Below are 15,467 nucleotides of genomic sequence, written 5' to 3'. Positions count from 1 at the left end.
AGAGTTTACGGGGACGGGCCGTGTGGGGATGCGGCCAGTCAGGAAAGGGCAGCCCGGGAAACCGCGCTGCCCTTTCTCTTTGCGGCTATAGCTGAGCCAGGCTGCGCCAGAACGTCGCGCCAGGGGGATGACGGTTCGCTTTCACGCTGCCTTGCCGCATTTCCCCTGCTATAGGGACGGCTAAACTCCCCTGCGCCAAACTCGCTGCAAAGGTTCAGCCATGTCTCCGCCAGACGATAGCCGCTATCTCCGGGGCGGCCCGGTCGCCCAGCGCATCATGGCATCCGTGCGCGAGGATGCCGCCATCGCCACCGCCGAAGGTTTTCCGCCCAAGCTGGTGTCGATCACCGTCGGCGATACCGCTGCCGTCGATGTCTATGTGCGCAACCAGCGCGCCAAGGCCGCGCTTGCCGGCATCGGTTTCGAGGAGCGGCGGTTCCCCGCCGACATCAGCGCCGGCGAACTCGAGGCGGCGATCCACGGCCTGAACGCCGACCCGCGCGTCACCGGCATCATCATCCAGCGGCCGGTGCCGGCGCATATCCCGATCAAGACGCTGCAAGCGGCGGTGCATCCACTGAAGGACGTCGAGGGCATGCATCCGGCGTCGATCGGCAATATCGTCTACAACCAGCTCGATCTCGCGCCTTGCACGGCTGCGGCCTCGGTCGAGCTGCTCAAGGAAACCGGCCTCGACCTCAAGGGGCTCGAAGTCGTCGTCGTCGGCCATTCCGAGATCGTCGGCAAGCCGATTGCCTTCCTGCTGATGAGCGAAGGCGCAACGGTGACGGGTGTGCCACCACATGACGCGCTCGGTGGCGGCACATGCGCGCCGCGCCGATGCGCTGTTCGTCGCCGTCGGCAAGCCGCGGCTGATCAAGGCCGACATGGTGAAGCCCGGTGCGGCCGTCATCGACATCGGCATCAATTCCGAGATCGGCCCGGACGGCACGAGCCGCATCGTCGGCGACGTCGACACCGAGAGCGTGAAGGAAGTCGCGTCCTGGATCACGCCGGTGCCGGGCGGCGTCGGCCCGATCACTGTGGCGATCCTCTTGCGCAACACAATGGTCGCGCTCAGCCGCCAGCGCGCGCGCTACCAGGCGACGTATGGCGTGGTGGGCCGGCTGGCAGCGGAATAGCTGCTTACTCGGCGGCGACCAGGTTTCCTTCGGAGACGCCCTCCGGCTTCGGACCACCATAGGCCCAGTCGAGCAGCTTGATCGTGTGCACCACCGGCAGCTTTGCAGCCGAAGCGATCTGGGTGATGCAGCCGATGTTGCCGGTGGCGACGATTTCGGCGTCGGTCGCCTCGATGTTCTTCACCTTGCGGTCACGCAACCTTGCGGAAATCTCCGGCTGCAGGATGTTGTAGGTGCCGGCGGAGCCGCAGCACAGATGCCCCTCGCGCGGTTCGCGCACGACGAAGCCCGCCTTGGACAGCAATTCCTTCGGCTGGCGGATGATCTTCTGACCGTGCTGCATCGAGCAGGCGGAGTGATAGGCGACGACGGTGCCGGGTTTGCGCACCGGCTCGGGCAGGTCGAGGCTTGCGAGATATTCGGTAATGTCCCTGGCCAGCGCCGAGACCCGCGCGGCCTTGTCGGCATAGGCCGGATCGAGGCGCAGCATGAAGCCGTAGTCCTTGATCGTTGTGCCGCAGCCCGATGCGGTGATGACGATGGCGTCGAGCCCGCCCTGGTCGATGGCACGCGTCCACGCATCGACATTCTGCCGTGCCGAGGCAAGGGCTGCTGCCTCGCGGCCCATATGATGGACCAGCGCGCCACAGCAGGCTTCGCCCTGCGGCACCACGACCTCGACGCCAAGCCTGGTCAGCAATGCAATCGTCGTCTCGTTGATGGCGGGGTCGAGCACCGATTGGGCGCAGCCGGTGAGGATGGCGACGCGACCTTTCTTCGTCCCCTTGCCAGCATGGACGCCGGGAGAGGCCATTGGCGAGACCGTCGGGATCGAGGCCGGTGCCAGCTTCAGCATCGCGCTGAGCGGCTTCAGGGCCGGCACCTTTTCGAACAGACCAATGAACGGCTTGCCCAGTCTCGCCAGTTTCAGCGCGGCACGAAAGCGCCCGGGATAGGGCAACACGAAGGCCAGCATGGCGCGGGTGAGCCGGTCGAGCACCGGCCGCTTGTAAGTCTCCTCTATATGGGCGCGGGCATGGTCGACCAGATGCATGTAGTTGACCCCCGACGGACAGGTCGTCATGCAGGCGAGGCAGGACAGGCAGCGGTCGATATGGGTGACGATCTCCTTGTCGGCCGGGCGGCCGTTCTCCAGCATGTCCTTGATGAGGTAAATCCGGCCGCGCGGCGAATCCAGCTCGTTTCCCAATGTCACATAGGTCGGGCAAGTGGCGGTGCAGAAGCCGCAATGCACGCATTTGCGCAGGATCTTCTCCGATTCCGCGACATGGGGATCGGCGAGCTGGGCAAGGGAGAAGTTAGTTTGCATCTCTTTTAGTCTTTAGTTTAGACGCAATTCCGGACGGAAAACCGCTTCACACTTTTCCTGGAATTGCTCTAGGCCATGCGGCCGGGATTGAGGATGGACTTGGGATCGAACTCGGCCTTGAGCCGCGCCGACAGTGCGGCCTTATGCGGTGCCTGCGGCTCGAACACCGGAACGGCGGCGCGATGCGAAGGGGTGGCGCGCACCAGCGTGGCGTGGCCGCCGCCAAGCTTTCTGATCAGCCCGCGCAGCAGGGCGGCCTCGGGATCGCCCTCCTCCATGCGCAGCCAGACCAGCCCGCCCTGCCAGTCGTAGAAGGCGCTGACACCGATCTGCATGCGTAGCGTCAGCACCATCTGATGGGCCTGAAACGGCGCCATGGAGACGCGCCAGACCGGCTTTTCGCTACGGTCGGCGAATGGCGTGCAGTCCCTTATGTCACGCCAGAGGGAATGCGAGGCCTCGCCTGCAATCTCCTGCAGCGGGCCCGCATTTTTGAGCAGGGTTTTCAGTGCCTCGATGCGGTAGGCGACCGAAGGGCCGAAGCCTTCGACGCGCAGCAGCGTTGCGGCGTCGGCCCCGAGACTGCCGCCGGCAACGCGCGCGGCGGTGCGCTCGGGCAGATGGGCGGCGCTCGACACTTCGGCGCTGGAGCCTAGCGCCAGCGCCATGGCGGCAGCCGCCGCATCGTCGAGCAAGCCGCGCACGGCAAGCGTCACCTCGATCTCGGCCGCCGGCAGCACCTTGAAGGTGACATCGGTGAATACAGCCAGCGTGCCCCAGCTGTTGGCCATCAGCTTCGACAGATCGTAGCCGGTAACATTCTTGACGACGCGGCCGCCTGATTTGAACGCTTCGCCACGACCGGCAACCGCGTTGATGCCAAGGATATGGTCGCGCGCGGCGCCCGCCTTCAGCCGGCGCGGGCCGGACAGGTTGGCGGCAAGCACGCCGCCGATCGTGCCTCTTCCCTTGATACCGCCGAACAATGGGCCGTAGTCCATCGGCTCGAAAGCAAGTTGCTGGCCGTTTTCGGCGAGCAGGCTTTCTATATCGGAAAGCGGTGTGCCGGCCTTCGCCGACAGCACCAGTTCGGCCGGCTCGTAGAGGGTGACGCCGGTGAGCTTCGAAAGATCGAGCGTGTGTTCGCTCTGCTGTGGCCGGCCGATGCCGCGCTTGGAGCCGTGGCCGATGATTTCCAAAGGTGACTCTTCCGCGGCCGCCCATTGGACGATGGAGAGGGTCTCGGCCGATGTGGTGGGAGTGAAGGTCGTCATGGCGAAGATGGGTCGAGTTCCTTCGCGCCCCCCTCTGTCCTGCCGGACATCTCCCCCTCAAGGGGGGAGATCGGAAGTCGCATCCGATTTCGCCAATCTCCGACCTTGAAGGAAGGGTAAGGCGCGCAAGCTGCCAATCTCTCCCCTTGAGGGGGAGATGTCCGGCAGGACAGAGGGGGGTGTTCACGCGCCAACTTAGCCACTCAAAACCTCGGAATGTCCGGAAACGCCACCTGGCCGCGATGCACGTGCATGCGCCCAAGCTCCGCGCAGCGGCGCAGTTGTGGAAACACCTTCCCGGGGTTGAGCAGATGGTTGGGGTCGAAGGCGCATTTGACGCGCATTTGCTGGTCGAGGTCGATCTGGTTGAACATCTCCGGCATCAAATCGCGCTTCTCGACGCCGACGCCGTGCTCGCCGGTCAAGACGCCGCCGACCTTGACGCAGAGCCGCAAGATGTCGGCGCCAAAACTTTCCGCCTTGTCGAGTTCGCCCGGCACGTTGGCGTCGTAGAGGATCAGCGGATGCAGATTGCCGTCGCCGGCGTGGAAGACATTGGCGACGCCAAGGCCGTATTTCTCCGACAGTTCGCGCATGCCGGCGAGCACACGCGGCAATTCCTTGCGCGGGATGGTGCCATCCATGCAGTAATAGTCGGGCGAGATGCGGCCGACCGCCGGGAAGGCCGCCTTGCGGCCGGCCCAGAAACTCAGCCGCTCCTGTTCGGATTGCGAGATGCGGCAGGTGGTGGAGCCGTTCCTATAGGCGATCGCTTCGACGAGACCGATCAGGTGATCGACCTCGACGCCCGGCCCGTCGAGTTCGACGATCAGCAGCGCCTCGACATCAAGGGGGTAGCCGGCATGGACGAAATCTTCCGCGGCATGGATCGCCGGCCGGTCCATCATCTCCATGCCGCCAGGGATAATGCCGGCGCCGATGATGTCGGCGACGCATTGGCCGCCCTGCTCGCTGGTCGGAAAGCCGATCAGCAGAGCGCGCGCCGTCTCCGGCTTCTTCAGGATGCGTACCGTGACCTCGGTGACGACGCCGAGCAGGCCTTCGGACCCCGTCATGACGCCGAGGAGATCATAGCCTTCCGAGTCCAGATGATTGCCGCCCAGGCGCACCACCTCGCCGTTCATCAGCACCATCTCGATGCCCAGAACATTGTTGGCGGTCAGGCCGTATTTCAGGCAGTGCACGCCGCCGGAATTTTCCGCGACATTGCCGCCGATCGAGCACGCGATCTGGGAGGATGGGTCAGGGGCGTAGTAAAAGCCCTCCTGCTCGACGGCAATGGTGATGCCAAGATTGGTAACGCCTGGCTGAGCGACGACGATGCGGTCGGGATAGTCGATGGCCAGAATGCGGTTGAAGCGGCTCATGACCAGCAGCACGGCATCCTCGAGCGGCAGCGCGCCGCCCGACAACGAGGTTCCGGAGCCGCGCGGCACGACACGGATGTTGCGGTCGTTGCAGTATTTCAAGATGCGCGACACCTGCGCCACCGTTTCCGGCAGCACCACGACCAGCGGCAATTGCCGGTAGGCGGTGAGACCGTCGCTTTCGAAAGCGCGCATTTCGTTGGTGGCGTCGACGACGCCCTCGCCCGGCACGATGATGCGCATGTCGGCGACGATCTCTGCGCGCCTTCGCATCGTGGCGTCGTCTGGCTTGGGCATGACAAGGCCGGACATCGGCGGCGTCCTCCGCTTGGCTGGTAAAAATCTTTTACCAGTTACATCCGGATGTTGCAAACACCGCGTCGGGCAAAGAGCGTACTGCCAGCCTTCCGCAGCGGCAATCTGCCGCTATGGATCTTAACCCTCCCCCTTGTGGGGAGGGTCGCGAACGCAGTGAGCGGGGTGGGGGTCCGCGCGACGAAAGCTCTTTACGAGCACCCTCACCCCGATCCGCTATGCGGATCGACCCTCCCCACAAGGGGGAGGGTAAAGTGCGCTCCTACTCCCCCGGATGTTTCGCCGGCTCGGAGTGCATCCGCCTGACTCGCCGCACGCCCCACCAGACCAGCACGATGGCGACCGGCACCGCCGCGGCAGTGACGATTTCGGGTGCAAAGGCATGGCCGAAGATCGAGGCGCCCTTGGCGAGATAGGAGATCAGGCCGACGACATAGTAGGACACTGCCGCCACCGACAGGCCTTCCACCGTCTGTTGCAGCCGCAGTTGCAGCCGGGCGCGGTTGTTCATCGACGCCAGCAGATCGCGGTTCTGCTTCTCGACCTCGACATCGACCCAGGTGCGCAGCAGCGTGGTGGCGCGGGTTAGTTTGCGCGACAGGTTGGCCTGGCGCTCCTCGACCGAACGGCAGGTGCGCATGGCAGGCGCCACCCGCCGCTGCAGGAAGCCGCCCCAAGTGTCGTAGCCGGGCACGGCTTCTTCGTCCAGCGCTTCCAGCCGCTCGACAACGATGCCGTCATAGGCGCGACTGGCGCCGAAGCGATAGAGGCTGGAGGCGGCATCAGCCTCGAGTTCAGCGGCAAGCTCGGTCAGGTCGGCGAGCAGCGTCTGGCTGTCGCGGGTTTCAGCGACCTTCATTTCCAGCGTGGTCTGCGCCAGCCGGTCCTCGATGCGGCGGGCGCGGCCCGACAGCGTCAGCGCCAGCGGCAGGCCGAGCATGGCAAGCGTGCGATACGTCTCGACGTCGATCAGCCGCTGCGACAGCGCGCCGGTCCGCGCCGGCGTCAGGCCGCGATCAAGCACCAGGATGCGGGTCAGGCCGTCGCCGTCCTGGCGGAAATCGGTGACTATGGCCGCATTGCCGCGCTCGACCAGCGAATAGCAGAGGCTCGTCGGGTCGAAGGCCGCAATCAGCTTCTCGCTTGCCGGCGTCCATTTGCGGATCTCCAGCCTTATGCCTGAGATCACCGTTCCCGGCGGCGAGAACCCGTTGCCGAAAGGAGAATCCTCCTGCGCCCTGCCGCTTTCGGCAAGCGGCCCTTCCCAAAGATAGGTCGAGAATTCGGTGTGCCGCTCCCAGCGCACCGTACCCTTGCCCCACTTCATGGCGTGGTGGCGGGCATGGCGGTCGGGCGCGGCAATGCCGAGGCGCCGCGACAGTTCGGAGAGCACGGCCATGTCGACGCCGGAGCCGCCCTCGGTCATGAAGGCGAGTTGCACAAGCACGCGCGGCTTCTCGATCAGCGGATGCGGCCGGGCATGGACCTCGCCAAGCGCGCCGGGCCGTCCCTCATGCGCGGGAAAGCCCATCACGCTGCCCTGGGCGCGCGGCTGGAATTCGAGGTTGGACGTCTCGTCCGACACGGTGGTCCCCCTGTTCTCGACCCTTCGTGTGATGGCGTGCTCTAAAGGCAATCCATGAGGCGCGTAAACACCAAAGTCTAGCATCGTAAGTCCTGCCGGCGCGACGCGCAGACCGACCCGATTGGGCGAATTGGATAAATAATTTGACCAGTTGGCGACGCTGGCTTTATCTTGCGCGACACAGGTTCAATTTCCCAGGCCCCCGTTGAGCGATATTTTCTCCAGGATCGAGCATTCGCGCACCGCCGACGAGGTGGTGCAGCAGATCGAAAGCCTGATCCTTGAAGGCGTGCTGCGCACCGGCGACCGGCTGCCGGGCGAGCGCGAGCTGGCGCGCCAGTTCGACGTGTCGCGGCCGATCCTGCGCGACGCGCTGAAGGCGCTGGAAGGGCGCGGGCTGCTGATCACCAAGGCCGGCGGCGGCACCCATGTCGCCGACGTCATCGGCCAGTTGTTCACCAAGCCGGTGACCGACCTCATCTCGATGCACCGCAAGGCGGTGACCGACTATCTGGAATACCGCCGCGAGATCGAGGGTGTTGCGGCCGAATATGCGGCGCGGCGCGCGACAGCGGACGACATTGCGCTGCTCGACCGCATCATGGCGCGCATGGACGAGGCGCACCGCACCGGAGATTTCGACGACGAGGCGGAAATCGACGTCGAGTTCCACCATGCTGTGTGCGAATGCGCGCACAACATCATCCTCTTGCACACACTGCGCTCCTGCTACCGGCTGCTGTCTGAAGGCGTGTTCCAGAACCGGCTTCTGGTGTTCAGCGTGCCCGGAGCGCGCGAGGCGCTGCTGGCCCAGCACCGGGCGATCTACAAAGCGGTGAAGGCAGGCGATCCGGCTGCCGCCCGGCAGGCGGCGATGGACCATATCTCCTATGTCGAACGCTCGATGCTCGAGGCCGAACGCAGCGGCGACTGGCAGCGCGTGTCGCGGCTCAGGCTTAAGCAGCGCTCCGACGCCGACGACGGCTTCAAGACGACTGGCTAACGAGGAACCACCATGAGCGACATCCTCACCATTGCCGATCTCAAGGACCTGGCGCGCCGGCGGGTGCCGAAGATGTTCTACGACTATGCCGATTCCGGCGCCTGGACCGAAAGCACCTACCGCGCCAACGAGGAGGACTTCCAGAAGATAAAATTCCGTCAGCGCGTGCTGGTCGACATGAGCAACCGCTCGCTGGAATCGACCATGATCGGCGAGAAAGTGGCGATGCCGGTGGCGCTTGCCCCAACTGGAATGACCGGCATGCAGCATGCCGATGGCGAGATGCTGGCCGCGCAGGCGGCAGAGGAATTCGGCGTGCCGTTCACGCTGTCGACGATGAGCATCTGCTCGATCGAGGATGTCGCGTCGGTGACCAAGAAGCCGTTCTGGTTCCAGCTCTACGTGCTTCGCGACAAGGATTTCGTGCTCGACCTGATCGACAGGGCGAAGGCTGCAAAATGCTCGGCGCTGGTGTTGACGCTCGACCTGCAGATCCTGGGGCAGCGCCACAAGGATGTCCGCAACGGGCTGTCGGCGCCGCCCAAGATGACGCTGGCCAACATTGCCAACATCGCCATGCGGCCACGCTGGCTGATGGGCATTGCCGGCACCAAGCGCCGCACCTTCCGCAACATTGTCGGCCATGCCAAGGGCGTCGGCGACGTCGCTTCGCTGGCATCGTGGACTACGGAGCAGTTCGACCCGCATCTGTCGTGGAAGGATGTCGCCTGGATCAAGGAACGTTGGGGCGGCAAGCTGATCCTGAAAGGCATTCTCGACAAGGAGGACGCGCTGATGGCGGTCGAGACCGGCGCCGACGCCATCATCGTTTCCAACCATGGCGGGCGCCAGCTCGACGGCGCATCGTCGTCAATCATGGCGCTGGAAGAGATCGCCGATGCCGTCGGCGACAGGATCGAGGTGCATATGGACGGCGGCATCCGCTCGGGCCAGGACGTGCTGAAGGCGCTTTGCCTCGGCGCCAAGGGCACCTATATCGGCCGCCCGTTCCTGTACGGGTTGGGCGCCATGGGCGAGCAAGGCGTGACCCTGGCGCTGGACATCATCCGCAAGGAGATGGACGTCACGCTGGCACTGTGCGGCAAACGGCTGGTGACCGAGATGGGCAAGGACCAGTTGCGGCGATAGGGTCTTGTTCACCGATTAGACCCTAGCCTCGCTGGATCACGGAGACGAAGCCGCCTTGACCGAGACCGGCATCCACTACCTCGACGCGCGCGCGCCCGATGGCATGCGCCTCTATGCGATCGGCGACGTGCATGGCCGGCTCGATCTGCTCGCCGCCATGCATCGCCGCATCGAGAGCGAACTCGAATACAAGCCGACCAGCGATTGGCGCGTCATCCACCTCGGCGACTATGTCGACCGCGGACCAGAGTCCAAGGGCGTCATAGACTTCCTGATCGAGGCACAGAAACGCGATCCACGGCATCTGATGCTCGCCGGCAACCACGATATCGGCTTCCTCGATTTTCTCGACGAGCCCGACCCGGAAGGGCTGTTCATCCGCTATGGCGGCGTGCAGACGGTACAATCCTATGGCGTCGACCTAGCGGGACACGCAAGCTGGTTCGGCAAGGCCGAGGCGTTACGGCGGGGACACCAGGCACTGGTCAATGCTGTACCGCAAGCCCATGTCGACTTCCTGCGGTCGCTGCAATTGTCACTGATATCAGGTGATTTCTTCTTCTGCCATGCCGGCGTCAGGCCTGACGTGCCGCTGGAGAGCCAGAGCCCGCAGGATCTGGTCTGGATCCGCGACGTCTTCCACAACCATCCAGGGCTTTACCCGAAGGTGATCGTGCACGGCCACACACCGGTGCCGGAGGCGGAGGTGATGCCGAACCGCGTCAATGTCGACACGCTCGCCTGGCAGTCAGGCATGCTCAGCGCGCTCGCCGTGGACGGCGCGGACAAGCGTATCCTGACTGTGCAGGGAAAAGCGTTTTAGCGAAGCGCGGCGGTGACGCCGTAGCCGTCGACGGCCTGATGGTTGTTGGCTGCATCGGCGGAATAAATGCCGAGACCGCACAAAACGATGGCAGACAGCATGACAAAGGACAGAAGCGCTGCTTTCACGGACGTCATCTCTAGTTGAGCTTCCTGCATCTGGGCACGAGGCGGTTACCAATGGGTTGAAACCGAGAATTCGTCTCAAAGTTTCGACGATTTCGCGCTTGTAGGTCGATTCTGTATCGGCGGTGTGTCGCGCGGATCACACAGAAGGTTCATCGCGGTTGCATTGCCGATGCATAGCGCGCGCCTTGTAGGATGGCGTTCGGCCACAAACCAAGGACGAAAGAAGTTGTCCCCGGCAGATTCCCCGCCGCGTGCCAATTATGCAACGGCCGCGCGTTGGCTGGGTTCAGATCGTCGCCACCCAGGCGCGGGCAATGGCCAAGCCCGCGGCATCAGCCTCGGGGCCGTTGAGAGCCATTTCGCTGTCGAGGCGATCGTGCCAGTCGGGATGGCGATCGGCAATCAGCGGCGCGAAGGACGTGCTCCAGTCCCTCACCATCGGCCGGTCGGCCTCGAAATGGAACTGGAAGCCGTAGACGGCGCGGCCGATTCGGAACGCCTGGTTCTCAGCAATTTCGCTGCCGGCAAGCCGCACCGCATTTGACGGCAGCGCGAAAGTGTCGTCGTGCCATTCGAAGATGGGGAAATCCTGGGGAAGTGCGCCAAGCACCGGATCGGTTCTGGCGTCCGGCGTCAGCGATACCTTGTGCCAGCCGAATTCCGAGGCGCCGCCGATCTGGTTCTCACCGCCGAAAGTGCGGGCAACCAACTGGCTGCCCAGGCAGATACCGAGAACCGAGCGATCCTTGGCGGCGAAATCGCGGGTCAGTTCGAGCAGCGCCGGGAAATACGGGTAGTCATCGTCGGCCAGCGCATTCTGACCGCCGCCAAGCATCACCATGGCATCGTGTCCGGTCGCGTCGTCCGGCAGCGCATCGCCCTTGTAGGGCCGGCGCAGGTCGAGATCGGCGCCGGCTTCGGCGAGCGCGGCACCAACCTGGCCAAGGCCGGTGTTGTCGTAGTTCTGGACCACCAGCACCCGCATCGCAAAACCCTGCTGACATGAAATGACGCGACGAGCGATATCATGTCGCCCGTATTGCAGCCAAGATGCGTATTCGGGAGAGAGCTATGCCACTGCAGAACCGGGTCGATCCGTTCGGCGCCATCCATGCCATATCCGAGCGCGGCCTGTTCACCGGCAATCGCGGCATCATCCACGATCCTGAGACCAAGACGCTGCTGAAAAAGCGTTGGGCCTTGCCGGCCTGGATCATCTGCGTCTGCCAATTCCGCAATGTGCGGCGCGAGCCGATGGGCAGGAACAGGCCGGGCGGCAGGGCCGGCTGGACCGAGTTGTTCTTCCTCGACGAGGTGACGGCGCTGGCCGCCGGGCACCGTCCCTGTTTCTATTGCCGGCGTGAGCGAGCCACGGATTTTGTCGGGCGTTTCGGCAAAGTCTTCGGTGTAAACGAACCGCGCGCGCCAATGGTGGACAAGCGGCTGCACAAGGAGCGGCTGGCTTCCGGCGGCAAGCCACCTGATGTCACCATGGGAGAGCTTGCCGAATTGCCGGACGGAGCGATGATCGCGGATGGCGGCTCGGCCTATGCGCTGCGCGGCGGCAACGCGCTGCCCTGGTCGTTCGCAGGCTATGGCGATGCGGCGGCCTTCGACAGCCTTGCCGGCCGGTCGCTGCGCCTGCTCACACCGGCCACGACCGTTTCGGTGCTGCGGCACGGTTTTGAACCGGTGTGGCATCGTTCCGCCGAGACTTGACGCCAGGCACCGCCTCGCCCATTCCTCGGCGATGCGCGCCAGTTACAAGATGCAGCGGCTGTTCGTGCCGGACGACCTCGCGGCAGGCATCGAATTCGATGCCGGCCAGCAGCAGAGCCACTATCTCATGCATGTGCTGCGGCTCGGCGAAGGCGCCGAGATCCTGGTCTTCAACGGCCGTGACGGCGAGTGGTCGGCGGCGATTGCCACCAGGTCGAAAAGGGCGGTGCGGCTGAAGGTGCTGGCCTCGCAGAGACCGCAACCGCCCCTGCCTGACCTGATCTATTGCTTCGCGCCGCTGAAACAGGGCCGGCTCGACTATCTCGTTCAGAAGGCGGTCGAGATGGGCGCCGGCATCCTGCAGCCGGTGATCACCCAGCACACGCAAGTGGCAAAACCCTCCATCGACCGGCTGCGCGCCAATGTCGTCGAGGCGGCCGAGCAATGCGGCATACTGGCGGTGCCGGAAGTGCGAGAAGCCGAGAAATTCGAGCGTCTGCTCTCCGGCTGGGACAAGGAGCGGCGACTGATCTTCTGCGACGAGGACGCCTCGACCAACAACCCGCTGCCGGCATTGCAGGCGGTGCCGGAGAAGAAGCTGGCGCTGCTGGTCGGACCGGAAGGCGGCTTTTCCGACGACGAACGCAAGATGCTGCGGGCGCTCCCCTTCGTCACTGCCATCCCGCTCGGACCGCGCATCCTGCGCGCTGACACAGCAGCTGTAGCGGCGCTTGCGGTGATGCAGGCGACGGTCGGAGACTGGTAAGAAGCGTAAAGATCAATTCCTGTTGACCTGTGGCTCAGGATTTTTCGCTTGATCGGCTGCTGACATTTCGTCCATTTAGCGCCGGCGGGCTCCGAGAGCCGCAGAGGGGGCCCCATGGCGCGCGACACAACCGATTTCCGGCCAATCGAAGACATCGACGAACTGGTCGAGCATCTGGCCGAAGGCAACAAGCCGCGCGACAAGTGGCGCATCGGGACCGAGCACGAGAAGTTCCCCTTCTATGTCGACGGCAACGCGCCGGTGCCTTATGGCGGCGAGCGCGGCATCCGCGCCATCCTCGAAGGCATGCAGCAAAAGCTCGGCTGGGACCCGATCATCGATGACGGCCGCATCATCGGCCTGGTCGAGCCGACCGGCCAGGGCGCGATCTCGCTCGAGCCGGGCGGCCAGTTCGAGCTGTCGGGCGCGCCGCTGGAAACGATCCACCAGACCTGTCGCGAGGGCAATGCGCATCTGGCGCAGGTACGCGAGATCGCCGAGCCGATGGGCATCCGCTTTCTCGGCCTCGGCGGCAGCCCGAAATGGTCGCTGGCCGAGACGCCGAAAATGCCGAAATCGCGCTACGAAATCATGACCCGCTACATGCCCAAGGTCGGCACCAAGGGTCTCGACATGATGTATCGCACCTGCACCATCCAGGTGAACCTCGACTTCGAAAGCGAAGCCGACATGCGCCGCAAGATGCAGGTGTCGCTGAAGCTGCAGCCACTGTCGACGGCGCTGTTTGCCAACTCGCCCTTCACCGACAGCCGGCCGAACGGACTGCAGAGCTGGCGCGGCGACATCTGGCGCGACACCGACAACCAGCGCTCGGGCCTGCTCGAATTCTGCTTCTCGCCCGAGTTCGGCTTTGCCGACTATGTCGAATGGGCGCTCGACGTGCCGATGTATTTCGTCATCCGCGACGGCCACTATCACGACATGACGCACATCACCTTCCGCCAGTTCATGGCCGGCGTTGCCCGCAATGAAGTACCGGACGGACTGCCCACCATGGGCGACTGGGCGAACCATCTGTCGACCCTGTTCCCTGACGTCAGGCTGAAGCGCTTCCTCGAAATGCGCGGCGCCGATGGCGGGCCGTGGCGCCGCATCTGCGCGCTGCCGGCCTTCTGGGTCGGGCTGCTCTATGACGAGGCCGCGCTCGACGCCGCCGAGGCGCTGACTTCGAGCTGGACCTATGAAGAAACGCTGGCGATGCGCAATGCGGTGCCGGAACAAGGCATTTCCGCGCCGTTCCGCAACACGACGCTGCGTGAGATCGGCCGCGATGTAATGACGATTTCGCGCCTTGGGCTGAAAAATCGCGGCAGGAAGAACCGCGACGGCTATGACGAGACCTCGTTCCTCAACACGCTGGACGAAGTCGTGGCGCGCGGTACCACCAGTGCCGAGGAAATGCTGTCGGCCTACCACACGCGCTGGGGCGGCTCGATCGAGCCGGTGTTCATGGAATATGCGTATTAGCGTCGCGCCTTGAGCAGCGGCAAAAGCCGCTTCAATCGAACATCGAAACGAACTAGGTTCTCCCTCGAGGATTTCCCGGAGGAGAAACCGATGCCTACCTTGTTCGACATATTGGCGCAGGCGCAGAACGGCAACGGCATGCAGGCGCTTGCCCAGCAGTACGGGCTTTCCATGCAGCAGACGCAGGCGGCTGTCGCCGCTCTGCTGCCGGCCTTCTCGCAAGGGCTGCAACGCAACACCGCCGATGCCTATGGGCTAGGCGCCTTCATGACGGCGATGGCGAGCGGCCAGCACGCCAAATACTTCGAGGACGCGACCAGGGCTTTCTCACCGCAAGGCGTCAATGAGGGCAATGGCATTCTGGGTCATCTGTTCGGCTCGAAGGAGCTGTCGCGCGCGGTGGCCAGCCAGGCCGCGCAGGCGACCGGCGTCAGCCAGCAGATCCTGCAGCAGATGCTGCCGGCCATCGCTTCGATGGTGATGGGCGGATTGTTCAAGCAGACGACAAACCAGTTGACCGGGGGTCAGATGCAGGCCGCCGGTGGCTTCGGCGGCGGCAGCAATCCGCTCGGCGAGATCATCGAACAGATGATGCGGCAGGCGGGCGGCGGGGCACAGCCTGCGCCGCAGCCAGCACCCAATCCTTACGGTGAGAACCCGCTGGGCAAAGTGCTGCAGGACATGTTCGGCGGCGGCGCCCAACAGCCGCAAAGCCAGCCGCAACAGGCGCCCAACCCATATGGCGACAATCCGCTGGGCAAGGTGCTGCAGGATATGTTCGGCGGTGGCGCGGCACAGCAACCGCAGGGCCGGCCGCAGCAGCCAACACAGCCGCAACAGACGCAGAGCCCTTACGGCGACAACCCGCTGGGCAAGATTTTTGAAGAGATGATGCGGCAAGGCGGTGGTGGCGGCTTCGGCCTGCCCGGTGGGCAGCCGGCGCCGCAGCAGCCGCAAGCACCCCAGCCGCGACAGGCACCGCAGGAGCGCCAGGCGCCGCAACCGCAGGCCAATCCGAGCGGCAGGCCACGCAATCCGTTCGACGATATTTTCGGCAAGATGTTCGAGACCGGCGCCCAGCAGCGCGACGACTATCAGAAGGGCGTGGAAACGATCTTCGACCAGTTCAAGCGGGACATGGACCGGCGGTAGTTGGCGGTAGTTGGGCGCTGACCTTCGCGGCTTCGGAGCAAGGAACGAAGCGACGCGGCGCAGACCGCACGATGACGACGGAGCTTTAAAAGAAAAGCCCGGTCCTGGAGGAGGACCGGGCCAGTGTGCAGGCTGGCCGGCGGGGAACCGGCAGGGAGTGGGGAGCCTGCTATACTCGTTGGTCGTAGCGAGCCTGAGAAAGGTT

Annotated in this window: 13 protein-coding genes and 1 pseudogene; 8 read left to right on the top strand and 6 right to left on the bottom strand. The window is 64.4% G+C overall.

The genetic code is table 11. The annotated features are described in order from the left end of the window. The first annotated feature begins 220 nt into the window (after positions 1–220). Positions 221–1,142 (top strand): annotated as a pseudogene (locus NKH22_RS22395) (bifunctional 5,10-methylenetetrahydrofolate dehydrogenase/5,10-methenyltetrahydrofolate cyclohydrolase). 4 nt (positions 1,143–1,146) lie between these two features. Here the strand turns inward: NKH22_RS22395 and glcF are convergent. The 4 genes from glcF to NKH22_RS22375 form a co-directional block, all read right to left on the bottom strand. After that, positions 1,147–2,472: a glycolate oxidase subunit GlcF gene (gene glcF / locus NKH22_RS22390; RefSeq protein ID WP_352911007.1), complete on the bottom strand. Its 1,326-nt coding sequence runs from the start codon at positions 2,470–2,472 to the stop codon at positions 1,147–1,149. A gap of 68 nt (positions 2,473–2,540) precedes the next feature. Then, complete coding sequence (locus NKH22_RS22385; protein WP_352911005.1) at positions 2,541–3,746, bottom strand: FAD-binding protein; 1,206 nt, start codon at positions 3,744–3,746, stop codon at positions 2,541–2,543. Positions 3,747–3,949: 203 nt separating this feature from the next. After that, positions 3,950–5,446 carry an FAD-linked oxidase C-terminal domain-containing protein gene (locus tag NKH22_RS22380; protein ID WP_352513113.1) on the bottom strand — a complete coding sequence of 499 codons (1,497 nt, stop codon included), beginning with the start codon at positions 5,444–5,446 and terminating at the stop codon, positions 3,950–3,952. Between the two features lie 265 nt (positions 5,447–5,711). Continuing rightward, a complete protein-coding gene (locus NKH22_RS22375; protein ID WP_352911003.1) occupies positions 5,712–7,034 on the bottom strand; it encodes a DUF3422 family protein in 1,323 nt (440 codons plus the stop codon). 205 nt (positions 7,035–7,239) lie between these two features. Between NKH22_RS22375 and NKH22_RS22370 the strand changes: the two genes are divergently transcribed. The 3 genes from NKH22_RS22370 to NKH22_RS22360 are packed head-to-tail and all read left to right on the top strand — an operon-like array spanning position 7,240 to position 10,009. Further along, entirely contained in the window at positions 7,240–8,037 is a 798-nt protein-coding gene (locus NKH22_RS22370; protein ID WP_023830453.1) for a FadR/GntR family transcriptional regulator, read from the top strand. Between the two features lie 12 nt (positions 8,038–8,049). After that, positions 8,050–9,186, top strand: a complete 1,137-nt coding sequence (locus tag NKH22_RS22365; RefSeq protein WP_352910999.1) for an alpha-hydroxy acid oxidase — start codon at positions 8,050–8,052, stop codon at positions 9,184–9,186. Between the two features lie 55 nt (positions 9,187–9,241). Then, on the top strand, positions 9,242–10,009 hold the full coding sequence (locus tag NKH22_RS22360; protein ID WP_023827915.1) for a metallophosphoesterase family protein: 768 nt from the start codon (positions 9,242–9,244) through the stop codon (positions 10,007–10,009). Here NKH22_RS22360 and NKH22_RS22355 read toward each other — a convergent pair. Both NKH22_RS22355 and NKH22_RS22350 read right to left on the bottom strand, forming a co-directional pair. Next, complete coding sequence (locus tag NKH22_RS22355; RefSeq protein ID WP_006206855.1) at positions 10,006–10,146, bottom strand: hypothetical protein; 141 nt, start codon at positions 10,144–10,146, stop codon at positions 10,006–10,008. The two genes, NKH22_RS22360 and NKH22_RS22355, sit on opposite strands and share 4 nt — an antisense overlap. Positions 10,147–10,423: 277 nt before the next feature. After that, positions 10,424–11,122, bottom strand: a complete 699-nt coding sequence (locus NKH22_RS22350; RefSeq protein ID WP_023692350.1) for a type 1 glutamine amidotransferase — start codon at positions 11,120–11,122, stop codon at positions 10,424–10,426. An 86-nt stretch (positions 11,123–11,208) separates the two neighbouring features. On the opposite strand from NKH22_RS22350, the gene NKH22_RS22345 reads away from it, so the two are divergent. From NKH22_RS22345 to NKH22_RS22330, 4 genes are all read left to right on the top strand, one after another. Further along, complete coding sequence (locus NKH22_RS22345) at positions 11,209–11,856, top strand: hypothetical protein (protein WP_023692351.1); 648 nt, start codon at positions 11,209–11,211, stop codon at positions 11,854–11,856. A 31-nt stretch (positions 11,857–11,887) separates the two neighbouring features. Further along, complete coding sequence (locus tag NKH22_RS22340; protein WP_023820852.1) at positions 11,888–12,622, top strand: 16S rRNA (uracil(1498)-N(3))-methyltransferase; 735 nt, start codon at positions 11,888–11,890, stop codon at positions 12,620–12,622. Between the two features lie 114 nt (positions 12,623–12,736). After that, positions 12,737–14,110 carry a glutamate--cysteine ligase gene (locus NKH22_RS22335; RefSeq protein WP_023681841.1) on the top strand — a complete coding sequence of 458 codons (1,374 nt, stop codon included), beginning with the start codon at positions 12,737–12,739 and terminating at the stop codon, positions 14,108–14,110. A 90-nt stretch (positions 14,111–14,200) separates the two neighbouring features. Next, on the top strand, positions 14,201–15,262 hold the full coding sequence (locus NKH22_RS22330) for a DUF937 domain-containing protein (RefSeq protein WP_352910995.1): 1,062 nt from the start codon (positions 14,201–14,203) through the stop codon (positions 15,260–15,262). Positions 15,263–15,467 lie beyond the last annotated feature (205 nt).

It is taken from the genome of Mesorhizobium sp. M1252 (genome assembly GCF_040318265.1).
Taxonomy (GTDB): Bacteria; Pseudomonadota; Alphaproteobacteria; order Rhizobiales; family Rhizobiaceae; genus Mesorhizobium.
The sequence above is the reverse complement of the archived record's forward strand: the minus strand, read 5'-3'. Positions and strand labels throughout refer to the sequence as shown.